Raw genomic sequence first — 22,571 nt, forward strand, 5'->3', positions numbered from 1 at the left:
GCATGCAAGAGATCCGCAACTACACGATCAACTTCGGCCCGCAGCATCCGGCCGCGCACGGCGTTCTGCGCCTGGTCCTGGAACTGGACGGCGAAGTGGTGATGCGCGCCGACCCGCACGTCGGCCTGCTGCATCGCGGTACCGAGAAGCTGGCGGAGTCCAAGCCTTACAACCAGTCGATCGGCTACATGGATCGTCTCGACTACGTATCGATGATGTGCAATGAGCACGCCTACGTGCGTGCCATCGAACAGCTGCTCGGCATCGCGGCGCCGGAGCGGGCGCAGGTCATCCGCACGCTGTTCGACGAGATCACGCGCATCCTCAACCATCTGATGTGGCTCGGCTCGAACGCGCTCGATCTGGGCGCGATGACCCTGTTTCTGTACGCGTTCCGAGAGCGCGAGGAGCTGATGGACTGCTACGAGGCGGTGTCCGGTGCGCGCATGCACGCGACCTACTACCGTCCCGGCGGCGTCTATCGTGACCTGCCTGCGCAGATGCCGAAGTACCGCGAGTCGCCGTGGACCAAGGGCCGCGACCTGAAGCGCGTCAATGGTTGGCGCGAAGGCTCGATGCTCGACTTCCTCGACGCCTTCACCGACGATTTTCCGAAGCGAGTCGACGAATACGAGACCCTGCTCACCGACAACCGCATCTGGAAGCAGCGCACCGTCGGCATCGGCGTGGTCTCGCCGGAACAGGCGCTTGCCTGGGGCATGAGCGGCCCGATGCTGCGTGGTTCCGGCGTCGAGTGGGACCTGCGCCGCAAGCAGCCCTATGCCGCCTACGACAAGTTCGATTTCCAGATCCCGATCGGCAAGAACGGCGACTGCTACGACCGCTACCTGGTACGCGTCGAGGAGATGCGCCAGTCGAACCGGATCATGAAGCAGTGCGTCGCCTGGCTGCGCAGCAACCCGGGTCCGGTGATGCTGCAGAACTACAAGGTCGCGCCGCCGAAGCGCGAAGAGATGAAGCAGGACATGGAAGCCCTGATCCATCACTTCAAGCTGTTCACCGAGGGCTACTCGGTGCCGAGCGGCGAGGTCTATGCCGCGGTCGAGGCGCCCAAGGGAGAGTTCGCTGCGTACATCATCGCCGACGGCGCCAACAAGCCGTTCCGCCTGAAGCTGCGCGCACCCGGCTTTGCCCACCTTTCGGCGATGGATGAGATCGTGCGCGGACACATGTTGCCCGACGTGGTCGCATTGATCGGCACCTTTGACGTCGTCTTCGGCGAGATCGATCGCTGAGCGGAATGCAGGAATCCAGATGAAAGCCACCGGCAATTTCGACCAGGTCAGGAACATCGATCCGACGTCCGTGCTGAGCGCGCACACGATCGAGCACATCGAGCACTGGCGCGCGAAGTTCCCGCCCGAGCGCAAGCGTTCCGCGCTGCTGCAGGCGCTGTGGGCGGCGCAGGAACAGAACCACGGCCATCTCACCGATGCGCTGATCGCAGCGGTCGCGAGTTACCTGGACCTGCCGGCAGTGTGGGCGTACGAGGTCGCGAGCTTCTACTCGATGTACGAGACCAAGCCGGTCGGACGCAACAACGTCGCCGTGTGCACCAACATTTCGTGCTGGCTGAATGGCGCCGAGGACATCGTGCGCCACTGCGAGAACAAGCTCGGCATCCGGCTCGGCGAGTCCACCGCCGACGGCCGCGTCTATCTCAAACGCGAAGAAGAATGCCTCGCCGCCTGCGCCTGCGCACCGATGATGGTCGTCAACGGGCATTACCACGAGAAACTCACGCCGCTTGCGGTGGACGAGATTCTCGACGGACTGAAGTGAGAGCGCCATGGCCGTCGGACCCGCCCCGCAAGAACACAACGTCGTCTTCACCACGCTGCATTTCGACACGCCGTGGAGCTACGACAGCTACCTGAAGGCCGGTGGCTACCAGGCTTGGCGCAAGATCCTCGCCGAGCAGATCCCGCGCGAGCAGGTGATCGAGATGGTCAAGCAAAGTTCGCTGCGCGGTCGCGGCGGCGCCGGCTTCCCGACCGGCTTGAAGTGGAGCTTCATGCCGCGCAATGCGGCCGGGCAGAAGTACATCCTGTGCAATTCGGACGAATCCGAACCCGGCACCTGCAAAGATCGGGACATCCTGCGCTACAACCCGCACGCGGTGATCGAAGGCATGGCGATCGCCTGCTATGCGACCAATTCGACGGTCGGCTACAACTACCTGCGCGGCGAGTTCCACCATGAGCCGTTCGAGCATTTCGAGGAAGCGCTCAAAGCCGCCTACCAGCACGGCTGGCTCGGCAAGAACGTGCTCGGCAGCGGCGTCGACGTCGACCTGCATGCGGCGCTCGGCGCCGGGGCCTACATCTGCGGTGAAGAAACCGCGTTGATGGAATCGCTCGAAGGCAAGAAGGGCCAGCCGCGCTTCAAACCGCCGTTTCCGGCCAACTACGGCCTCTATGGCAAGCCAACCACGATCAACAACACCGAGACCTACGCTTCGGTGCCGGCGATCATTCGCAATGGGCCGGAGTGGTTCCTCGCTCTTGGCAAGCCGAACAACGGTGGGCCCAAGGTGTTTTCGGTATCAGGCCATGTGGCCAAGCCCGGCAACTTCGAGATTCGCCTCGGCACGCCGTTCAAGGATCTGCTGGAGATGGCCGGCGGCGTGCGAGCGGGTCGCAAGCTCAAGGCGGTGATTCCGGGTGGCTCGTCGATGCCGGTGTTGCCGGCGGAGACGATGATGGCTTGCACCATGGATTACGACTCGATCCAGAAGGCCGGGTCTGGCCTCGGCTCGGGAGCGGTCATCGTGATGGACGACAGCACTTGCATGGTCCGTGCCTGCCAGCGCATCTCGCGTTTCTACTACGCCGAATCCTGCGGCCAGTGCACGCCCTGTCGCGAAGGCACCGGCTGGATGTATCGCATGCTGACACGCATCGTCGCCGGCGAGGCGACGATGGATGACCTGCACATGTTGAAGCAGGCCGCCGGACAGATCGAGGGCCACACCATCTGCGCCTTCGGTGAGGCCGCAGCGTGGCCGGTGCAGGGCTTCCTGCGCCACTACTGGCACGAGTTCGAACACTTCATCATCCACAAGCGCTCGTTGGTCGACGCGCAGAACGGAGTCGCGGCATGAGCGCGCAGCCCACCAACAGCAGCGCGCCCGACCTGGTGAACGTCGAGGTCGATGGCAAGGCGATGCAGGTGCCCAAGGGCTCGATGATCATCCACGCCACCGACCAGGCGCGCATTTCGGTGCCGCGCTTCTGCTACCACGAGAAGCTGCCGATCGCGGCGAATTGCCGCATGTGCCTGGTCGACGTCGAGAAGTCGCCGAAGCCGGTGCCGGCCTGCGCTACCCCGGTGATGGAAGGCATGAAGATCCGCACCCGCTCCGAGCGTGCGCTGAACTCGCAGCGCAATGTCATGGAGTTCTTGCTGATCAACCATCCGCTCGACTGCCCGGTCTGCGACCAGGGCGGCGAATGCGAGTTGCAAGACGTCGCGATGGGCTACGGGCGCTCGGTCTCCCGCTTCGTCGAGCGCAAGCGCGTGGTCGCAGATGAGGACATCGGGCCGCTGATCGCAACCGACATGACCCGCTGCATCCTGTGCACGCGCTGCGTCCGCTTCATGGGCGAGATCGCCGGCACCTCGGAACTTGGCGGCATCGGCCGCGGCGAGGCCACCGAGATCGGCACCTATATCGGCAAGTCGATCGAGTCCGAACTCGGCGGCAACATCATCGATGTCTGCCCAGTCGGCGCGCTGACCAACAAGCCGTTCCGCTTCAGGGCGCGCGCGTGGGAACTGATCGCGCGCGAGTCGATCGGATACCACGACGCGCTTGGATCCAACCTGTTCCTGCACACCCGACGCGGCGAAGTGCTGCGCGTGGTGCCGCGCGCGAACGAGTCGATCAACGAGAACTGGCTGTCCGATCGCGACCGCTACAGCCACCAGGGGCTGTACGCCGATGATCGCGCAACGCAGCCGATGATCCGCGGTGCGGACGGCGAGCTGAAGCCGGTATCGTGGGACGAGGCCTTGCGCTTCGTCGCTGCGGGCCTCAGTCGCGTGCAGTCGGCGCACGGTGGCGACCAGATCGCTGCGCTGTTGGCGCCGATGGCTTCGAGCGAAGAAGGCTACCTGCTGGCCGAAGTCCTGCGCGGGCTTGGCAGTCGCAACATCGATCATCGCCTGCGCGTGGTCGATGCCGACGATCGCAGTGGCGGCGCCACTTTCGAACTGCCGCTTGCGGAGATCGAGAAGGCCGGTGCGATCCTGTTGCTCGGCTCGAATCCGCGCCTGGACCAGCCGCTGCTCGGGCACCGCGTGCGCAAGGCATGGAAGCACGGCGCTGCCATCGATGCGATCAATCCCCTGGACTTCGATTTCCACTTCGACACGCGCTCGGCGCGCATCGTCGAGCCGTGGCAGATGCTCGACGAGACCGCGGCGGTGGCCAAGGCCGCTGCCGAACTGGCCGGCGTCGGCGCGGATGCCGCAATCTCGGCACTGGTCGTCGATGCCAGGGTTGCAGACGCGCATCGCGAGATCGCCCGGCGCTTGCACGAAAGCGGGTGCTCGGTGCTCATCTTCGGCGACTTCGCCGTGCAGCACCCGGCGGCATCAAGTTTGCGCGCATTGGCGCGCTTCATCGCCAAGGCCACGAACTCCGCGTTCAACGAAATCGCCTCGGGTGCCAACGGCGTTGGTCTGGCTCGTGTCGGCGTGCTGCCGGGTGAGGGTGGGGCAGCTGCAGCGCAGATCCTGGCGCAGCCGCGCAAGGCGCTGATCGTCCACCACGCCGGATCCCAGGATACCTTGCGCTCGAAGTCCTACGACGCAGCGCGAAGCGGCGCGGAGTTCCACGTCTATCTGGGTGGCTATGCCTGTACCGGCGTGCGTCGCACCGCGCACGCCGTGCTGCCGATCGGACTGGCGCCGGAAATCGACGGCAGTTACGTCAACGTCGATGGCCGCGTGCAGGTCGTTGCTGCGGGCGCGAAGTTGCCCGGTGAAGCGCGTCCTGGCTGGCGTGTGTTGCGCGCGCTGGGTGCGGCACTTGGTCTTCCGGGTTTCGATTTCACCGAACTCTCCGAGCTGCGCGAACGCATCGCCGGCATGCTGTCCAGCGCGGTGGCGACGCGCTCGGAAGCGGGCAAGCTCGTCGCACCAGGCAAGGGCCTCACCCGCATCGCGACGGTGCCGATCTACAAGTCCGATGCCGTGCTGCGCCGCTCGCCGGCATTGCAGGCGACGCCGCTGGCGAACCCGGCGCAGGCCGCATTGAACCCGGCCGACTTCCTCGCTGCCGGCTTGAGTGACGGTGGCCGGGCGAAGGTGTCGGATGGCGTGAACAGTATCGAATTGCCGGCCGTGGCCGATGCGCGCGTGCCGGTTGGCGGCGTCTGGATCGAACTCGGCCATTCGGAAACCGCCGCACTGGCACCGAACGGTGCCCGCCTGACCGTGACGAGGGCCTGACATGGACCAGATGCTGTCCCTGTTCAACAGCTACACAGCGCAGTTCCCGACGCTGTGGCTGACCCTCAAGATCCTGCTGCTGCCGATCCTGCCGCTGATCATCGCGGTCGCGTTCTACACGCTCGCCGAACGCTGGGTGATCGGCTGGATGCAGGTGCGCCGCGGTCCGGTCTACATCGGCATGGGCATCCTGCAGCCGTTCGCCGATACCTTCAAGTTGCTGTTCAAGGAACTGATCATCCCGTCGAAGTCGAACCTGTTCCTGTTCCGCCTTGCGCCGATGCTGGCGTTGATCCCGGCGTTCGCAGCCTGGGCAGTGGTGCCGGCGGGCGAGGGCATGGTGCATGCCGATGTCAACGCCGGACTGATGTACCTGCTGGCAATGACCTCGATGGGCGTGTACGGCATCATCCTCGCTGGCTGGGCCTCGAACTCGAAGTACGCCTTCCTCGGCGCGATGCGCGCGGCGGCGCAGGTGATCTCCTACGAGATCGCGATGGGCTTCGCCCTGGTCGGCGTGCTGATCGCCTCGGGCACGCTGAACCTGTCCGAGATCGTGCAGGCGCAGGCCGGCAATCTCGGCATCGGCGAGTGGTTCATGTGGCCGCTGTTCCCGCTGTTCGTGATCTATCTGATCTCGGGCGTGGCCGAAACCAACCGCGCGCCGTTCGACGTCGCCGAGGGCGAGTCGGAAATCGTTGCCGGCTTCCACGTCGAGTATTCGGGTTCGGCATTCGCGATCTTCTTCCTCGCCGAATACACCAACATGATTCTGGTGTCGTTCCTGGTGCCGCTGTTCTTCATGGGCGGCTGGCTGTCGCCGTTCCCTAAGGACTGGGGCTGGATCGGCACGGGTGGACCGCACTGGCTGGCGCTCAAGGTCGCCATCATCGCGTTCTCATTCCTGTGGTTCCGCGCCACCTTCCCGCGCTATCGCTATGACCAGATCATGCGTCTTGGCTGGAAGGTCTTCATCCCGATCACGATCGCCTGGGTCATGGTCACCGGTGTGCTCGTCTACACCGGCGTGCTCGTGCCGAACGCCTGAGGAAACGCATGAACGCCGTGGTCCGCTATTTCAAGAGTCTGCTGCTGATCGAGCTGCTGAAGGGCATGGCGCTCACCGGCAGGTATTTGTTCGCGCCCAAGTACACGGTGCGCTACCCGGAAGAGTCGATCCCCAAGTCGAACCGCTTCCGCGGCCTGCACGCCTTGCGTCGCTACCCGAACGGCGAGGAGCGCTGCATCGCCTGCAAGTTGTGCGAAGCGGTGTGCCCGGCGCTCGCCATCACCATCGATTCCGAGCAGCGAGCCGATGGCTCGCGCCGTACCACGCGCTACGAGATCGATCTGTTCAAGTGCATCTTCTGCGGCTTCTGCGAGGAGAGCTGCCCGGTCGACTCGATCGTCGAGACCCATGTCCACGAATACCATTTCGAGCATCGCGGCGAGAACATCCTGAGCAAGCAGAAGCTGCTTGCGCTCGGTGACCGCTTCGAGACCGAGATCGCGGCCGCGCGTCAGCAAGACGCGGCGTATCGCTGAGGAGCCCGCATGTCCTTCGAAGCCCTGCTGTTCTACTTCTTCGCGTCGGTCCTGGTCGCGGCCAGCCTCGCGGTGGTGACCCTGCGCAATCCGGTGCACTGCGCGCTGGCGCTGGTACTCACTTTCTTCACCTGCGCCTGCCTGTGGTTGCTGCTGCGCGCCGAGTTCCTAGCCATCGCCCTGGTGCTGGTCTATGTCGGCGCGGTGATGGTGCTGTTCCTGTTCGTGGTGATGATGCTCGACATCAAGACGCTGCCCGGTCGCGAAGGCTTCACCGGCTATCTGCCGGCCGGTCTGGTGGTCGCGGCGGTCATGCTCGCGGAGCTGGTCGGCCTGATGGGTGCGCGCAAGTTGATGGCCGGCGGGCCGGTGCGCGATGCCGCTGCCGAGCAGGGCCTTTCGAACACCGAATGGCTGGGCCGCACGCTGTTTTCCGATTACATCTTGCCGTTCGAAATCGCTGCGGTGATCCTGACCGTGGCGATCGTCGCTGCGGTCGCACTCACCCTGCGGCGGCGCCCGAACGTGCGCACCCAGGACCCGACGGCGCAGGCAGCGACGCGCAAGGCCGACCGCCTGCATCTGGTCGACCTGGCGCGCGGCAACGGGAGCAAGCAGGCATGATCACGCTCGGCCACTACCTCGTGCTCGGCGCCATCCTGTTCTGTGTCAGCGTCGCCGGCATCTTCATCAATCGCAAGAACGTCATCATCCTGCTGATGGCGCTGGAGCTGATGCTGCTCGCGGTGAACATGAACTTCGTCGCGTTTTCGGCTTTCCTCGGCGACGCCGGCGGCCAGATCTTCGTGTTTTTCATTCTCACCGTGGCAGCGGCGGAGTCGGCGATCGGTCTCGCGATCCTGGTGCTGCTGTTCCGCAACCGCGCCACGATCAATGTCGAAGAACTCGACACGATGAAGGGTTGATCCGATGCAGGCCACATCCCTCAGTCCAATTCTCCTGACCATTGCGCTGGCGCCGCTGCTCGGCGCGATTGTCGCCGGCTTCCTGCGCAACCAGATCGGGCGTCGCGGTTCGCACATCGTCACCATCGGTGGCGTCGCGGTGTCCTGCCTGCTGTCGCTGTACGTGTTCAAGCTGGTCGCGTTCGACGGCATGCCGAGCTACAACGAGAACCTCTACACCTGGTTCGACATCGGCGGTTACTCGGCGCACATCGGATTCCTGATCGACCGTCTCACCGTGATGATGATGGTGGTGGTCACCTTCGTTTCGTTGATGGTGCACATCTACACCATCGGCTACATGGCCGAAGACCCCGGCTACCAGCGCTTCTTCAGCTACATCGCGCTGTTCACCTTCTCGATGCTGATGCTGGTGATGAGCAACAACTTCCTGCAGCTGTTCTTCGGCTGGGAAGCGGTGGGTCTGGTCTCGTACCTGCTGATCGGCTTCTGGTTCAAGAAGCCAAGCGCGATCTTTGCCAACCTGAAGGCGTTCCTGGTCAACCGCGTCGGCGACTTCGGCTTCCTGCTCGGCATCGCCGCGATCCTGATGTACTTCGGCACCCTCGACTACGCCACGGTATTCACCAATCGCCTGGCGATCGATGGCAAGACCATCGAGCTGCTCGCCGGGCACGCCTGGGCGGTGCCGACGGTGATCTGCATCCTGCTGTTCATCGGCGCGATGGGCAAGTCGGCGCAGGTGCCGTTGCATGTCTGGCTGCCGGACTCGATGGAAGGCCCAACCCCGATCTCGGCGCTGATCCACGCCGCGACCATGGTCACCGCAGGCATTTTCATGGTTGCGCGCATGTCGCCGCTGTTCGAGATGTCCGAGACGGCGCTGGCCACGGTTGCGGTGATCGGCGCAACGACCGCGTTCTTCACCGGGTTGATCGGCCTGGTGCAAAACGACATCAAGCGCGTGGTCGCGTACTCGACGCTGTCGCAGCTCGGCTACATGACCGTGGCGCTAGGCGTGTCGGCGTACTCGGCGGCGGTGTTTCACTTGATGACGCACGCGTTCTTCAAGGCCCTGCTGTTCCTCGGTGCCGGTTCGGTGATCATGGCCATGCACCACGAGCAGGACATGCGCTACATGGGCGGCCTGCGCAAATACCTGCCGGTGACCTACTGGACGGCGGTGATCGGCACGCTGGCGCTGGTCGGCACGCCGCTGTTCTCCGGCTTCTACTCGAAGGACGCGATCATCGTCGCCGCTGAAGCCGCGGCACACCAAGGCGGCGTCGCCTTCGCCTACGCCCACTACGCGGTGCTGTTCGGCGTGTTCGTGACCGCGCTGTACTCATTCCGTCTGCTCTACTTGACCTTCCATGGCAAGGAACGCTTCGTGGTCGATGCGCATCACGGCGACGCCGGCCACGAGGGTCATGGCGACGACCACGATCACCACACGCCCGGCCATCTCGCCCATGCACCGCACGAATCGCCGGCGGTGGTCACCATTCCGTTGATCCTGCTGGCGATACCGTCGGTGGTGATCGCGTGGTTCTTTGTGCAACCGATGCTGATCGGCGATTTCTTCGCCGGCGCCATTCTGGTCGAGCCGCAGCATGCGCGCCTCGGGCATTTCGCCGAGGAGTTCCATGGCGTGGTCGCGTTCGCGCTGCACGGGCTGACCTCGCTGCCGTTCTGGCTGGCGTTCTCCGGTTTCGCCGTGGCGACTTATCTGTACCTGTTCAATCCGACGATGCCGGCTCGCATCTACTCGGCGCTGCGGCCGCTGGCGCGCATCCTCGAGAACAAGTACGGTTTCGATGACCTCTATCAGGCGGTGTTCGCACGCGGAAGCCTGCTGCTGGGGCGCGGCCTGTGGAGAGGCGGCGACGTCGCCATCATCGATGGCGCAATGGTCAACGGCTCCGCTGCGGTGATCGAACGGGCCGCCAGCATCTTGCGCTGGATGCAGTCCGGTTACCTCTACCACTATGCCTTCGCGATGATCCTCGGGCTCATCGCGCTGCTTGGCGCGTTCGTCTGGATCGAGTGAGGAATAGTCGATGATCTCAACTCACTTGCTCAGCTGGCTGATCGCGCTGCCGGTACTCGGTGGCGCCGCGACCCTCGCCTCCGGCGGCAGCAACAGCAACCGGGCGCGCTGGATTGCGCTGCTGTTCGCAGTGGCGACGCTGGCGTTGTGCGTGCCGCTGTGGACCGGCTTCGACGCCTCCGCGGCGAACATGCAGTTCGTGCAGAACCTGCCCTGGATCGAGGCGCTGAACGTCAACTATCACGTCGGTGTCGATGGCGTGGCGGTGGCGCTGATCGCATTGACTGCATTTACCACGGTGCTGGTGCTGATCGGCGCCTGGGATGCGATCGACGACAAGGTGCATCAGTACTACGCCGCGTTCCTGGTGCTCGAGGGGTTGATGATCGGCGTGTTCTGCTCGCTCGATGCACTGCTGTTCTATGTGTTCTTCGAGGCGATGCTGATTCCGATGTTCATCATCATCGGCGTCTGGGGCGGGCCGCGGCGCGTCTACGCGACCATCAAGTTCTTCCTGTACACCTTTCTCGGCTCGATCTTCATGTTGATCGGCCTGATCTACCTGTACCTCAAGTCAGGCAGCTTCGACCTTTCGTTCCTGGCCCAATATCCGCTGTCGCGCAGCGAGCAGACCTGGCTGTTCTTCTCGTTCCTGCTCGCGTTCGCGGTCAAGGTGCCGATGTTCCCGGTGCATACCTGGCTGCCGGATGCGCACGTCGAGGCGCCCACTGGCGGTTCGGTGATCCTGGCCGCGATCATGCTGAAGATCGGTGGTTTCGGATTCCTGCGCTTCGCACTGCCGATTACGCCGGACGCATCGCACGAGTTCGCCTGGCTGGTGATCGCGCTGTCGCTGATCGCGATCGTCTACATCGGTTTCGTCGCGCTGGTGCAGCAGGACATGAAGAAGCTGATCGCGTATTCGTCGATCTCGCACATGGGCTTCGTGACCTTGGGTGCGTTCCTGCCGCTGATGCTGGCGCGCGACGCCGGCAACATGGGCGCCGCGCAACTGGCGCTGCAGGGTGCGATGGTGCAGATGATCTCGCACGGTTTCATCTCGGCGGCGCTGTTCTCCTGCGTCGGCGTGCTCTACGACCGCGTGCACAGCCGCATGATCGGCGACTACGGCGGCGTTGCCAACAGCATGCCCTGGTTCGCCTTCTTCGCGGTGTTCTTCGCGATGGCAAACAGCGGCCTGCCCGGTACCTCGGGTTTTGTTGGCGAGTTCATGGTCATTCTCGCCAGCTTCCAGGCCAAGCCGTGGATCGCGGCAACCGCTGCGCTGACCCTGATCCTGGGTGCGGCGTACACCTTGTGGATGGTCAAGCGGGTGATCTTCGGCGAGGCGCAACACGCACACGTGAAGACGCTGCAGGACATCAATGGGCGCGAGGCGATCGTGCTCGGCGGGTTCGCGGCGGCCACGCTGCTGTTGGGTCTGTGGCCGGCGCCGCTGACCGATCTGATGAACGCATCGCTCGGCAGTGTCGTCGAGCAACTGATGCGCGTGAAGGTCTGAGGAGTTCGCGACATGGTCCACAATGCAGTCGAAATCGCGATCTCGATGGCCGACATCCGGGTGATGCTGCCGGAGATGTTCCTGCTCGCCGCCGCCTTCGTCATCCTGATGGCGGACTTGTTCATCCCGCAGGCGCAGCGTTCGGTCACGCACTGGTTGGCGATCGGCTCGCTGCTGGTGACGGGCGTGCTGGTCTGGCGTTCGAGCGGCGATGATTCGCTGGCGCGCACCGCCTTTGGCGGCATGTACCTGCGCGACCCGGTGGCGGAGCTGTGCAAGCTGTTCATCCTCGGCAGCAGTGCGCTCGCTTTTGTCTATGCGCGACCGCATCTGAAGCCGCGCGGCCTGTTCCAGGGCGAGTTCTACACGCTCAGCCTGTTCGCGGTGATCGGCATGATGCTGCTGGTGTCCGCCGGCAATCTGCTCAGCGCCTATCTCGGGCTGGAACTGCTGGCGCTGTGCTCGTACGCGCTGGTCGCGTTGAACCGCGACAGCCCCTTGTCGTCGGAATCGGCGATGAAGTATTTCGTGCTCGGCGCGCTGGCCTCGGGGCTGTTGCTGTACGGCATGAGCATGGTCTATGGCGCCACCGGTACCCTCGACCTCGGCGGCATTCGCGCGATGGCGTCGAGCAACATGCTGCATCCGGATCTGCTCCGCTTCGGTCTGGTGTTCCTCGTCGTCGGCGTCGCCTTCAAGCTCGGCGCCGCACCGTTCCACGCCTGGGTGCCTGACGTCTACCAGGGTTCGCCCACCGGCGTGACCTTGTTCGTCGCCAGCGCGCCCAAAGTCGCCGCATTCGGCATGGCCTATCGTCTGCTCGACAACGGCTTCGGTACGCCGTCGCTGTGGGCGAACTGGGCGGCGATGCTGTCGGTGCTGGCGGTGCTGTCGCTGGTGATCGGTAACATCGTCGCGATCGCGCAGACCAACCTCAAGCGCATGCTCGCCTATTCGACCATTTCCCACGTTGGCTTCCTGCTGCTCGGCATCATCGGCGGCGGCCCTGACGGTTTCGCTGCAGCGCTGTTCTATGCCACCACCTATTCGATCACCGTGGTCGCCGCGTTCGGGTTGATCGTGCTGCTGTCACGGGCCGGATTCGAGGCCGAGGAAATCGACGATTTTCGCGGATTGAACCAGCGCAATCCGTTCTACGCCTTCCTGATGCTGGCGGTGATGGCCTCGTTCGCCGGCGTGCCGCTGTTCGTTGGTTTCCTGGCCAAGCTGCAGGTGTTGAAGGCGGTCATGCGTGCCGACGCGCTGTGGCTAGCGCTGGTCGCGGGCGTGTGCGCGGTGATCGGGGCGTTCTACTACCTGCGCGTCATCAAGGTGATGTACTTCGACCAGCCGGTCGGCAACGCGCCGGTGATTGCCGATGCCGATCTCGGTTTCCGCCTGGTGTTGTCTGGCAACGTGCTGGCGCTGATCGCGCTCGGCATCTTCGGTGGTCCGTTGATGACCTGGTGCCTGAACGCAGTGGCTGCCAGTTGAATTGAAACGGTGTTTTTTGTTGCTTTGCGCAACGCCCGACACTATAGTGCGCGTCGCCTGATGCGGGGTGGAGCAGTCTGGCAGCTCGTCGGGCTCATAACCCGAAGGTCGCAGGTTCAAATCCTGCCCCCGCTACCAATGATCCATGGAAAGGGCCTCTTCGGAGGCCCTTTTCTTTCGCACCGCATGCGTGACTCCGGTCACGCTGCGCGGCGCGCACGGAAGCGGACCGTGCACGATGCGATGGGCCTACGGGCCCATTTTTGTTTTTGGAGTCCTGCGTTGCAGGAGACGAGATGAATGCCGAACAATTGACCGAACTGTTCGAACCGGTGATCGCCTCGCTCGGGCTGGAGTGCCTCGGCGTCGAGTTCGTCGCCAGCCGCGGCAACGGCCTGGTGCGCGTCTACATCGATGTGCAAGATCGACACGTCACGGTTGAGGATTGCGAGGCGGTCAGCCGAGAGATCAGCGGCATCCTCGACGTGAACGATCCGATCAGCGGACGCTACACGCTCGAAGTGTCGTCGCCCGGTTTCGATCGACCGCTGTTCAAACCCGAGCAGTTCGCGCGTTTCATCGGCGAGCAGGCCAAGGTGAGCGTGAATCTTGCAGTCGGCGGTCGCCGCAGGTTCCAGGGGTCGATCGTGCGCGTCGAGGGCGAACACATCGTCCTGAGCCAGGACGGCAGCGAAGTTGCAATCGCCCATTCGAATATCGAGAAGGCGAAGCTGGTACCGGACTTTTCGGACATTGACCCGGCGCCCAAGCCGAGCGGTGCGAAACCGGGCAAGAGCAAGAAGAAATCCTGATCACGTCGGCCCGCGAAGGCGAGCCTTGGAGAGTTGCGATGAGCAAAGAGATGCTGATGGTGGTGGACGCGGTTGCCAACGAGAAGGGCGTCGCGCGCGGGGTCATCTTCGACGCACTGGAGGCGGCGCTCGCGTCCGCGGCGAAAAAGCGCTACGGCGAAGCCGACGTGGCAATGCGCGTGGCCATCGATCGCAACAGCGGCGAATACCAGACTTTCCGGCGCTGGGAAGTGGTCGCCGACGACGTGGTCATGGAGTCGCCCGATCGCCAGACGCGACTGATGGACGCGGTCGACGTCAAGGCCGATGCCGAAGTCGGCGAGTTCCTTGAGGAACCGGTGGAAAACGCAGAGTTCGGTCGCATCGCCGCACAGGCCGCAAAGCAGGTGATCGTGCAGCGCGTGCGCGAGGCCGAGCGTGCGCAGGTGGTCGATGCCTACACCGATCGCATCGGCGAGTTGGTCACCGGCATCGTCAAGCGCGTCGAGCGCGGCGCGGTCTATCTCGATCTCGGCAGCAATGCCGAAGCCTTCATTGCGCGCGACAAGGCGATCCCGCGCGAGAACGTGCGCGCCGGTGACCGCGTGCGCGGCTACCTGCATGACGTGCGCATGGAGGCGCGCGGACCGCAGCTGTTCGTTTCGCGCACCGCGCCCGAGTTCATGATGGAGTTGTTCAAGCTCGAAGTGCCCGAGGTCGGCCAGGGTCTGGTCACGATCATGGGTTGTGCCCGCGACGCCGGTGACCGCGCCAAGATCGCGGTCAAGGCCAACGATCACCGCACCGATCCGATCGGTGCCTGCATCGGCATGCGCGGCTCGCGTGTGCAGGCGGTCTCGAACGAGCTCAACGGCGAGCGCGTCGACATCATCCTGTGGAGCGAGAATCCGGCCCAGTTCGTGATCAACGCGATGGCCCCGGCCGAGGTGCAGTCGATCATCGTCGACGAGGACAAGCACTCGATGGACGTGGCGGTGGCCGAGGACAAGCTGTCGCAGGCGATCGGCCGCGGCGGCCAGAACGTGCGTCTGGCGAGCAAGCTCACCGGCTGGCAGCTCAACGTCATGACCCAGGCCCAGGTGCAGGAAAAGAGTGAGGCCGAGCAGGAAACGGCACGCGCTGTTCGTCGAAAAACTCGAAGTCGATTCCGAGATCGCCTCGATCCTGGTGCAGGAAGGCTTCTCTTCGATCGAGGAAATCGCCTACGTTCCGGAGAGCGAACTGCTCGCCGTCGAAGAGTTCGACGAGGACATCGTTGCCGAGCTGCGCGCGCGTGCGCGCGATTCGCTGCTGACGCAGATGATCGCGGCCGAGGAAGATGTCGAGACGCACAAGCCAGCGGAAGACCTGCTCGCACTCGACGGCATGGACGAAACCATTGCCTATGCTCTGGCCGAGCGCGGCATTCGTACCCAGGAAGACCTGGCCGAACTGGCTGCGGATGAAATCACCGACATCGAAGGCATGGACGCCGAACGCGCCGCCGCCTTGATCCTCGCGGCGCGTGCGCCGTGGTTCCAGTAATTACGCCGCAGCGAAAGCCGCAAAGAGGCACAGCATGTCCGATGTCACCGTACAACAGCTCGCGCAAGTCCTCGGCATGACCGCGGACAAGCTGCTCGCGCAGCTTTCCGAAGCGGGAATGAAGTTCGACGCGGCGGATCAAGTCGTGAGCAGCACCGAGAAGGTCAAACTGCTCGGCTTCCTGCGACGCACGCATGGCAAGAAGGAAGAGGCCGTCGAAACCGGCGCGCCCAAGCAGATCACGCTGAAGCGCAAGCAGGTCGGCGAGCTGACCGTGTCGAGCGGCGCGGCCAAGGGCAAGACCGTCAACGTCGAGGTCCGCCAGAAGCGCACCTACGTCAAGCGCAGCGAGGTCGACGATCAGCAGGCGGCGCCGGAAGTGGATCCGGAACGGGAAAATGCGCTGAAGCTGCTGGCCGAATCCAAGGCGCGCAATGACGCCGAGCAGAAGCGGCTGAGCGAGATGGATGCCGCGCGCCGCGCGGAGTTCGACGCGCAACGGCGCGAGCTGGAAGATCGCCAGCGTGCCGAGGAAGCGGTCGTGGAAGCGGCCAAGCGCGCCGAGGTCGAGGCCGCCAGCCTGCGCGAGGAAGAGGAGGCGCGCGCGGGCAAGAAGCACCACCACGAGGCTCCGAAGAAGATCGAGGACAAGGCGCCGGCACCGGTGCGCAAGGAGGCCCCGAAGGGCAGCGAGCCGCCGCACCGGCACAAGGGTGCCAAGGGTAGCCATCGCATGGTGGTCACCGATGTGGTCGAAGATGACGGCGCCGCAACGCGCTTCGCCGCGGGTGAATTGCACCTGCCGGGCGACCATGCCCGGCGGCCGCGCAAGAAGCCGCGCCCGTCCAAACCGGATTTCCGGTTCGGCGACCGCGGCAACACCAACAGCGGCGTCTCCGGCGGCTTCTCGCGCCCGACCGCGCCGATGGTGCGCGAAGTGGCGATCGGCGAGAGCATCGTCGTCGCCGATCTCGCGACGAAACTGGCGTCGAAGGGTGCCGACGTGGTCAAGGCCCTGTTCAAGATGGGCGTGATGGCCACGATCAACCAGAGCATCGACCACGACACTGCGGTGCTGGTGGTGGAAGAACTCGGACACAAGGCCATGCGCGCGACCGAGACCGATGCCGAGTCGGCGCTGGCGGCGCAAGTGGATCAGCAGCAGGGCGAGCGCACGACGCGTCCGCCGGTGGTCACGATCATGGGCCATGTCGATCACGGCAAGACCTCCCTGCTCGACTACATCCGCCGCACCAAGGTTGCCGCGGGCGAGGCCGGTGGCATCACCCAGCATATCGGTGCCTATCACGTCGAGACCGACAAGGGCGTCGTGTCCTTCCTGGATACGCCCGGCCATGCCGCGTTCACGCAGATGCGCGCACGCGGCGCCAAGCTGACCGACATCGTGATCCTGGTAGTGGCGGCCGATGACGGCGTCATGCCGCAGACCATCGAAGCGGTGCAACATGCACGTGCGGCGAAGGTGCCGTTGATCGTCGCGGTCAACAAGATGGACAAGCCGGATGCTGATCCGGAGCGCGTGAAGCAGGGCCTGATCCAGCACGAAGTGGTGCCGGAGGAGTGGGGCGGCGACACGATTTTCGTTCCGGTATCGGCCAAGACCGGCATGGGCGTAGACAACCTGCTCGATGCGGTGCTGGTGCAGGCGGAGATGATGGAGCTCACTGCCGTGGCCGACGGCCGCGCCAGCGGCACGGTGATCGAATCCAGCCTCGACAAGGGCCGCGGTCCGGTGGCCACGGTGTTGGTGCAGAGCGGTACCCTGAATCGCGGCGACTTCCTCGTGTGCGGCATCCAGTATGGACGCGTGCGTGCGATGTTCGACGAAGCCGGTCGGCCGGTGAGCGACGCCGGTCCCTCGATTCCAGTGGTTGTGCTCGGCCTGTCGGGTGTGCCCGACGCCGGCGATGACTTCATCGCGGTCGAGGACGAGCGTCTGGCCAAGGACGTTGCCCAGCAACGCGAGCAGAAGCGCCGCGAGACGCGTCTGGTCAAGCAGCAGTCGGCGAAGATGGAAGATGTCTGGTCAAGCGTCACCCAGGGCGACTTGCGTACGCTGAACCTGGTGGTGAAGGCCGATGTGCAGGGCTCGGTCGAGGCGCTACGCGACTCGTTGACCCGACTCAGCACCGACGCGATCAAGATCAACGTCATCGCCAGCGGCGTCGGCGGCATCACCGAATCGGATGCAACGCTCGCGGCAGCGTCTAAGGCGGTCATCATCGGCTTCAACGTGCGTGCCGATGCCACCGCGCGCAAGATCGTTCAGGACAACGGCCTCGACCTGCGCTACTTCTCGATCATCTACGACGTGATCGATCAGGTGAAGCAGGTGGCAACCGGGCTGCTCGGCATGGAAGTGCGCGAGGAGATCATCGGTGTCGCCCAGGTGCGCGACGTGTTCCGCTCCTCCAAGTTTGGCCAGATCGCGGGCTGCATGGTCATCGAGGGCCAGGTCAAGCGCAACAAGCCGATTCGCGTGTTGCGCGAAAACGTCGTGGTTTTCCAGGGCGAACTCGAGTCACTGCGCCGATTCAAGGAAGCGGTGGAAGAGGTGCGCAACGGCATGGAGTGCGGCATTGGCGTCAAGCAGTACAACGACGTCAAGGCGGGCGACCAGATCGAGTGCTTCGAGCGCATCGAAGTGGCGCGCACGCTGTAAGGAGCAGGGACCATGCGCGCCGGCTTTCATCGAACTGATCGCATCGCGGCGCTGTTGCGCCGCGAGATCGGCGCGCTCGTGCATGATGCCGTGCGCGACAAGCTGATCCCCTCGGTGTCGGTCTCCGATGTCGAGGTGACGCGTGATCTTGCGCACGCCACGGTGTACGTGACCGCCTTGCGCGGCGAGCAGGGCAAGCCGGCGGTCAAGGAATTGAACGAGGCGGCCTGGGAATTCCGGCGCGAGCTTGCGCATCGCGTCGAGCTGCGCACGGTGCCGGCCCTGCACTTCAAGTACGACGACTCGGTCGACCGCGGCGAGCGTATCGACACGCTGCTGCGCGAGCCGGAATAGAACCGAGTGCATGGCATCGTCCTGCTCGACAAACCGCTGGGCCTGAGTTCGAATGCGGCCCTGCAGCGCGTGCGTCGGCGCTTTGATCGCATCAAGGCCGGTCACGCCGGCACGCTCGACCCGCTCGCCACCGGCATGTTGCCGATCTTCCTCGGCGAGGCGACCAAGTTTATCCAGCACGTCATCGCCGCACGCAAGGCGTATCGGGCGACACTCGCTTTCGGCAGCGAAACGGCGACCGCGGATCGTGAAGGCGACGTCGTGGCCACCGCGGCGCTGCCGCTCGTGTCACGCGCCGAACTTGATGCGGTACTGGCCGGCTTCGTCGGCCGGATCCGGCAGACGCCGCCGGTCTACTCGGCGATCAAGCGCGATGGCGTGCCGCTGTACAAGCTTGCGCGCCAGGGACAGATGGTGGAGGCGCCCAGCCGCGAGGTCGTGATCGAACGCATCGAGGTGCGCGCGTATTCACCCGAGGCGCTGGAACTGGAGGTCGCCTGCGGTTCCGGAACCTATATCCGCAGTCTCGCGGTCGATCTCGGACGAGCGCTGGGTTCGGCCGCGCACCTGTCGGCACTGCGACGGCTATGGGTCAGTCCGTTCGAACAGGAACCGATGCTGGGATTGGACGAACTCAACGACTGTGTCGATCCCTGCGTGCACCTGTTGCCGATCGACCGAGCCCTCGGTCAGTTGCCGGCATTGGCGCTGGATACGGCGTCCCTGGCCGAACTGCGATTCGGGCGCGTGCTCGGCGCGCGCACCGAGGCCGAGGGTCGCTATCGCCTGTATCGACCCGATGGCGGCTTTTTCGGGCTCGGTCTGGTCGGGAACCGTTGCTTGCGGGCGGACCGGCTGATGGCTACCGGATGATGACGCCTGCGGAAATTCACGCGGCTTTGCTTGTGGAGACCACGGCACGCCCCTAGAATGCGCGCCTTCCTTCGCCCAAAACCACTCCCCGAGACCGACTGCGCGAATCTGGCGCCGTGCGGCATCGTCCCGTTTCAGGAAAAAACCACCATGTCCCTGACTGCTGAACAATCCGCCAAGATCATCGCCGAGCACGGCCGCAAGCCCAACGACACCGGCTCGCCGGAAGTCCAGATCGCACTGCTCTCGGCCCAGATCGACGTGCTCGCGCCGCACTTCCAGGCGCACGCGAAGGACCATCATTCCCGCCGCGGCCTGATCACCATGGTCAACAGCCGACGTCGCCTGCTGGCGTATCTGAAGAAGAACGACAGCGCGCGCTACAAGGCGCTGATCGAGAAACTCGGCCTCCGTCGCTAATCGATCATCCAAAGGAACCGCCTCGTGGCCAAGACAGTCAAGACGTTCAAGTACGGAAATCATGATGTCACCCTGGAAACTGGTGAGATCGCGCGCCAAGCCAGCGGGGCGGTAGTCGTAAAGATGTCCGACACGGTAGTACTCGTGTCGGTCGTCGGCGCGAAGTCGGTGCGTGAAGGCACCGACTTCTTCCCGCTGACGGTGGATTATCAGGAGAAGTTCTACGCCGGTGGCCGTATCCCCGGTGGCTTCTTCAAGCGTGAAGGTCGCCCGACCGAAAAGGAAACGCTGATCTCGCGCCTGATCGATCGTCCCATCCGCCCGCTGTTCCCGGAAGAGATGCGCAATGAGGTCCAGATCATCGCGACCGTGTTGTCGCTGAATCCGGAAGTCGATGGCGACATCCCGGCTCTGATCGGTGCGTCTGCTGCGTTGATGCTGTCCGGCCTGCCGTTCGGCGGCCCGATCGGCGCGGCCAAGATCGGTTACGCGAATGGCCAGTACCTGCTGTGCCCGACCGCGACCGAACTGAAGACCTCGCAGCTCGAACTGGTCGTTGCCGGTACCGCGAACGCGGTGCTGATGGTCGAATCCGAAGCCAAGTTGCTCAGCGAAGAAGTGATGCTCGGCGCGGTCACGCACGGCCACAAGGCGATGCAGGTCGTGATCAACGCGATCAACGAATTCGCCGCAGAAGCCGGTCGCAAGACCTTCGAGTACACGACGCCGGCGCGTAACGACGCCCTGATCAATGCGATCAAGGCCGTCATCGGCGATCGTCTCGGTGCCGCCTACAAGATCCACGACAAGGGCCAGCGCCGTGATGCGATCGCGGTCATCCGCAAGGAAGTCCAGGAAGCGCTCGCCGCGCAGGCGGAAGCGAATGGTTGGAAGCCGGCCGCGATCAACAAGGAATTCGTCGATCTCGAGTACCACACCATGCGTCGCAGCGTGCTCGATACCAAGGTCCGCATCGACGGCCGCGACCTGGTGACGGTGCGTCCAATCACCGTGCGTGTCGGCGTGTTGCCGCGCACCCACGGTTCGGCGCTGTTCACCCGCGGCGAGACGCAGGCGTTGGTCACGACCACGCTCGGCACCACCCGCGACGCGCAGATCATCGACGCGGTCGAAGGCGAGACCAAGGACCCGTTCCTGTTCCACTACAACTTCCCGCCGTTCTCGGTCGGCGAAACCGGTCGCGGTGGTGGTCCGAAGCGTCGCGAAATCGGCCACGGCCGCCTCGCCAAGCGCGGCGTCGCGGCAGTGATGCCGACGATCGAAGGCTTCCCGTACGTGATCCGTTGCGTGTCGGAAATCACCGAGTCGAACGGTTCCTCGTCGATGGCCTCGGTCTGTGGTTCGTCGCTGGCGATGATGGACGCGGGCATCCCGCTGAAGTCGCCGGTCGCCGGTATCGCCATGGGCCTGATCAAGGAAGGCGCCGATTACGCGGTGCTGTCCGACATCCTCGGCGACGAAGATCATCTCGGCGACATGGACTTCAAGGTGGCCGGTAGTTCGGAAGGCATTTCCGCACTGCAGATGGACATCAAGATCGACGGCATCACCGAAGAGATCATGAAGGTCGCGTTGAGCCAGGCCAAGGCCGGTCGCCTGCACATCCTCGGCGAAATGGCCAAGGGCCTGAGTGCGCCGCGTGCCGAGCTGTCGGACTATGCGCCGCGCCTGCTGACGATGAAGATCCACCCGGACAAGATCCGCGAAGTGATCGGCAAGGGCGGCGCCGTGATCCAGGGCATCACCAAGGAAACCGGCACCCAGATCGACATCCAGGACGACGGCACGATCATCATCGCCTCGGTCAATGCCGCCGCCGCGCAAGCCGCGAAGGCACGCATCGAGCAGATCACCTCCGACGTTGAACCGGGTCGCATCTACGAAGGCAAGGTTGCCAAGCTGATGGACTTCGGTGCCTTCGTCACCATCGCCCCGGGCAAGGACGGCCTCGTCCACGTCTCGCAGATCTCCAACGAGCGCGTCGAGAAAGTCTCGGACAAGCTCAAGGAAGGCGATCTGGTCAAGGTCAAGGTGCTCGAAGTCGACAAGCAGGGCCGCATCCGCCTGTCGATCAAGGCCGTCCTCGAAGACGCCGCCGCCGAAGCCTGACCCCTTCAGCGACACGCACCAAACAACAAACGGGCTTCGGCCCGTTTTTTGTTGGCTTCCGCTCACCGTTGCGGCGTTCCCGCGTGCGTTGCAGCCGGGCGTTCGGCGCGGACGCTACCGGTGGGTGCCAGCCGCTACACTCCGGCGGGTGCGATCAGGGTGCGCGGCCATGGAATCAGACCAAGCTCATCAAGGAAACTGCTGATGCCCGCGGCGCTGCCGTTCGAATCGATTGCCGCCCGTTCGCGTGGCTTGTCGCCTGCGGATGTCGCCGTTTTCGGCGAGATCTACGTTCAGTTGAAACCGCGGGCGCATCAATTGCTGAGTGCGCACCGCAACGAGACTCTGAACACGACGGGTCTGGTCCACGAGGCTTTCCTCAAGTTGCTGCAGCACGCGGGCAGTGTCGCTGACCGCCGGCATCTGTACCGATTGACGGTGCTGGCGATGCGTCAGATTCTGCTCGATCGCGTTCGCGTCAAGGATGCCCGGCGCCACGGTGGCGACTTGAATCGGGTGACGCTGACCGGGCTCGACATCAGTGATTCGGTGCAGCCTTTCGACATCGTTCTGTTCGATGGCACCCTCGACCAGTTGCGACTAGTCGACGCGCGCAAGGCGGAGGTGTTTGAACTGCGCGTGCTGGCCGGGCTCGAGATGAAGGAAATCGCGACCTTGCTGGAGATCGCCGAGATCACCGTGCGTCGCGATTTTCGCGCCGCGTGTACGCTGGTGCAGCACTGGTTGCAGGCTGGCTGAT

18 protein-coding genes, 1 tRNA gene and 1 pseudogene are annotated in these 22,571 nt (G+C 64.2%); all 20 read left to right on the forward strand.

The window, feature by feature from the left end; all coding sequences use genetic code 11:
* The first annotated feature begins 2 nt into the window (after nucleotides 1-2).
* The 20 genes and pseudogenes from IPG63_15830 (at nucleotide 3) to IPG63_15925 (ending at nucleotide 22,570) form a co-directional block, all read left to right on the forward strand.
* Entirely contained in the window at nucleotides 3-1,256 is a 1,254-nt protein-coding gene (locus IPG63_15830; GenBank protein ID MBK6728667.1) for an NADH-quinone oxidoreductase subunit D, read from the forward strand.
* Nucleotides 1,257-1,275: 19 nt separating this feature from the next.
* Nucleotides 1,276-1,803, forward strand: a complete 528-nt coding sequence (nuoE, locus tag IPG63_15835; GenBank protein ID MBK6728668.1) for an NADH-quinone oxidoreductase subunit NuoE — start codon at nucleotides 1,276-1,278, stop codon at nucleotides 1,801-1,803.
* A 7-nt stretch (nucleotides 1,804-1,810) separates the two neighbouring features.
* Nucleotides 1,811-3,124 carry an NADH-quinone oxidoreductase subunit NuoF gene (gene nuoF / locus IPG63_15840; protein MBK6728669.1) on the forward strand — a complete coding sequence of 438 codons (1,314 nt, stop codon included), beginning with the start codon at nucleotides 1,811-1,813 and terminating at the stop codon, nucleotides 3,122-3,124.
* Nucleotides 3,121-5,478 carry an NADH-quinone oxidoreductase subunit G gene (locus IPG63_15845; GenBank protein ID MBK6728670.1) on the forward strand — a complete coding sequence of 786 codons (2,358 nt, stop codon included), beginning with the start codon at nucleotides 3,121-3,123 and terminating at the stop codon, nucleotides 5,476-5,478. The genes nuoF and IPG63_15845 overlap by 4 nt, the downstream gene beginning before the upstream one ends.
* Before the next feature lies 1 nt (nucleotide 5,479).
* On the forward strand, nucleotides 5,480-6,526 hold the full coding sequence (nuoH, locus tag IPG63_15850; GenBank protein MBK6728671.1) for an NADH-quinone oxidoreductase subunit NuoH: 1,047 nt from the start codon (nucleotides 5,480-5,482) through the stop codon (nucleotides 6,524-6,526).
* A gap of 8 nt (nucleotides 6,527-6,534) precedes the next feature.
* A complete protein-coding gene (gene nuoI / locus IPG63_15855) occupies nucleotides 6,535-7,023 on the forward strand; it encodes an NADH-quinone oxidoreductase subunit NuoI (GenBank protein MBK6728672.1) in 489 nt (162 codons plus the stop codon).
* A 9-nt stretch (nucleotides 7,024-7,032) separates the two neighbouring features.
* The gene (locus IPG63_15860) at nucleotides 7,033-7,647 is read left to right on the forward strand and encodes an NADH-quinone oxidoreductase subunit J (protein ID MBK6728673.1); all 615 of its coding nucleotides are present in this window, start codon (nucleotides 7,033-7,035) and stop codon (nucleotides 7,645-7,647) included.
* Nucleotides 7,644-7,949, forward strand: coding sequence for an NADH-quinone oxidoreductase subunit NuoK (gene nuoK / locus IPG63_15865; GenBank protein MBK6728674.1), 306 nt, complete (start codon nucleotides 7,644-7,646; stop codon nucleotides 7,947-7,949). The genes IPG63_15860 and nuoK overlap by 4 nt, the downstream gene beginning before the upstream one ends.
* A 4-nt stretch (nucleotides 7,950-7,953) precedes the next feature.
* Entirely contained in the window at nucleotides 7,954-9,999 is a 2,046-nt protein-coding gene (gene nuoL, locus IPG63_15870) for an NADH-quinone oxidoreductase subunit L (GenBank protein MBK6728675.1), read from the forward strand.
* Nucleotides 10,000-10,009: 10 nt separating this feature from the next.
* Nucleotides 10,010-11,521 carry an NADH-quinone oxidoreductase subunit M gene (locus IPG63_15875; GenBank protein MBK6728676.1) on the forward strand — a complete coding sequence of 504 codons (1,512 nt, stop codon included), beginning with the start codon at nucleotides 10,010-10,012 and terminating at the stop codon, nucleotides 11,519-11,521.
* Nucleotides 11,522-11,566: 45 nt separating this feature from the next.
* A complete protein-coding gene (gene nuoN / locus IPG63_15880; protein ID MBK6728677.1) occupies nucleotides 11,567-13,015 on the forward strand; it encodes an NADH-quinone oxidoreductase subunit NuoN in 1,449 nt (482 codons plus the stop codon).
* Between the two features lie 61 nt (nucleotides 13,016-13,076).
* A tRNA-Met gene (locus IPG63_15885) sits at nucleotides 13,077-13,153 on the forward strand.
* A gap of 158 nt (nucleotides 13,154-13,311) precedes the next feature.
* On the forward strand, nucleotides 13,312-13,827 hold the full coding sequence (gene rimP, locus IPG63_15890) for a ribosome maturation factor RimP (GenBank protein MBK6728678.1): 516 nt from the start codon (nucleotides 13,312-13,314) through the stop codon (nucleotides 13,825-13,827).
* A gap of 38 nt (nucleotides 13,828-13,865) precedes the next feature.
* A pseudogene (nusA, locus tag IPG63_15895) lies at nucleotides 13,866-15,351 on the forward strand (transcription termination/antitermination protein NusA).
* Nucleotides 15,352-15,385: 34 nt separating this feature from the next.
* Entirely contained in the window at nucleotides 15,386-18,034 is a 2,649-nt protein-coding gene (gene infB, locus IPG63_15900) for a translation initiation factor IF-2 (protein MBK6728679.1), read from the forward strand.
* A 12-nt stretch (nucleotides 18,035-18,046) separates the two neighbouring features.
* A complete protein-coding gene (gene rbfA / locus IPG63_15905) occupies nucleotides 18,047-18,388 on the forward strand; it encodes a 30S ribosome-binding factor RbfA (protein ID MBK6728680.1) in 342 nt (113 codons plus the stop codon).
* A 6-nt stretch (nucleotides 18,389-18,394) separates the two neighbouring features.
* The gene (truB, locus tag IPG63_15910) at nucleotides 18,395-19,261 is read left to right on the forward strand and encodes a tRNA pseudouridine(55) synthase TruB (GenBank protein ID MBK6728681.1); all 867 of its coding nucleotides are present in this window, start codon (nucleotides 18,395-18,397) and stop codon (nucleotides 19,259-19,261) included.
* Nucleotides 19,262-19,411: 150 nt separating this feature from the next.
* The gene (gene rpsO / locus IPG63_15915; protein ID MBK6728682.1) at nucleotides 19,412-19,681 is read left to right on the forward strand and encodes a 30S ribosomal protein S15; all 270 of its coding nucleotides are present in this window, start codon (nucleotides 19,412-19,414) and stop codon (nucleotides 19,679-19,681) included.
* A 24-nt stretch (nucleotides 19,682-19,705) separates the two neighbouring features.
* Nucleotides 19,706-21,811 (forward strand): polyribonucleotide nucleotidyltransferase, encoded by a 2,106-nt coding sequence (gene pnp / locus IPG63_15920; GenBank protein ID MBK6728683.1) that lies wholly within the window; start codon nucleotides 19,706-19,708, stop codon nucleotides 21,809-21,811.
* Nucleotides 21,812-22,015: 204 nt separating this feature from the next.
* The gene (locus IPG63_15925) at nucleotides 22,016-22,570 is read left to right on the forward strand and encodes a hypothetical protein (protein ID MBK6728684.1); all 555 of its coding nucleotides are present in this window, start codon (nucleotides 22,016-22,018) and stop codon (nucleotides 22,568-22,570) included.
* Nucleotide 22,571: the final 1 nt, after the last annotated feature.

The sequence above is a fragment of the Lysobacterales bacterium genome (genome assembly GCA_016703225.1).
In the GTDB taxonomy this organism is placed as follows: Bacteria; Pseudomonadota; Gammaproteobacteria; order Xanthomonadales; family Ahniellaceae; genus JADKHK01.

What these genes read in the sequence shown, in the direction of transcription:
- IPG63_15830 (MBK6728667.1), top strand. Translation starts at nt 3, where the DNA reads ATGCAAGAGATCCGCAACTACACGATCAACTTCGGCCCGCAGCATCCG.
- nuoE (MBK6728668.1), top strand. Translation starts at nt 1,276, where the DNA reads ATGAAAGCCACCGGCAATTTCGACCAGGTCAGGAACATCGATCCGACG.
- nuoF (MBK6728669.1), top strand. Translation starts at nt 1,811, where the DNA reads ATGGCCGTCGGACCCGCCCCGCAAGAACACAACGTCGTCTTCACCACG.
- IPG63_15845 (MBK6728670.1), top strand. Translation starts at nt 3,121, where the DNA reads ATGAGCGCGCAGCCCACCAACAGCAGCGCGCCCGACCTGGTGAACGTC.
- nuoH (MBK6728671.1), top strand. Translation starts at nt 5,480, where the DNA reads ATGGACCAGATGCTGTCCCTGTTCAACAGCTACACAGCGCAGTTCCCG.
- nuoI (MBK6728672.1), top strand. Translation starts at nt 6,535, where the DNA reads ATGAACGCCGTGGTCCGCTATTTCAAGAGTCTGCTGCTGATCGAGCTG.
- IPG63_15860 (MBK6728673.1), top strand. Translation starts at nt 7,033, where the DNA reads ATGTCCTTCGAAGCCCTGCTGTTCTACTTCTTCGCGTCGGTCCTGGTC.
- nuoK (MBK6728674.1), top strand. Translation starts at nt 7,644, where the DNA reads ATGATCACGCTCGGCCACTACCTCGTGCTCGGCGCCATCCTGTTCTGT.
- nuoL (MBK6728675.1), top strand. Translation starts at nt 7,954, where the DNA reads ATGCAGGCCACATCCCTCAGTCCAATTCTCCTGACCATTGCGCTGGCG.
- IPG63_15875 (MBK6728676.1), top strand. Translation starts at nt 10,010, where the DNA reads ATGATCTCAACTCACTTGCTCAGCTGGCTGATCGCGCTGCCGGTACTC.
- nuoN (MBK6728677.1), top strand. Translation starts at nt 11,567, where the DNA reads ATGGCCGACATCCGGGTGATGCTGCCGGAGATGTTCCTGCTCGCCGCC.
- rimP (MBK6728678.1), top strand. Translation starts at nt 13,312, where the DNA reads ATGAATGCCGAACAATTGACCGAACTGTTCGAACCGGTGATCGCCTCG.
- infB (MBK6728679.1), top strand. Translation starts at nt 15,386, where the DNA reads ATGTCCGATGTCACCGTACAACAGCTCGCGCAAGTCCTCGGCATGACC.
- rbfA (MBK6728680.1), top strand. Translation starts at nt 18,047, where the DNA reads ATGCGCGCCGGCTTTCATCGAACTGATCGCATCGCGGCGCTGTTGCGC.
- rpsO (MBK6728682.1), top strand. Translation starts at nt 19,412, where the DNA reads ATGTCCCTGACTGCTGAACAATCCGCCAAGATCATCGCCGAGCACGGC.
- IPG63_15925 (MBK6728684.1), top strand. Translation starts at nt 22,016, where the DNA reads ATGCCCGCGGCGCTGCCGTTCGAATCGATTGCCGCCCGTTCGCGTGGC.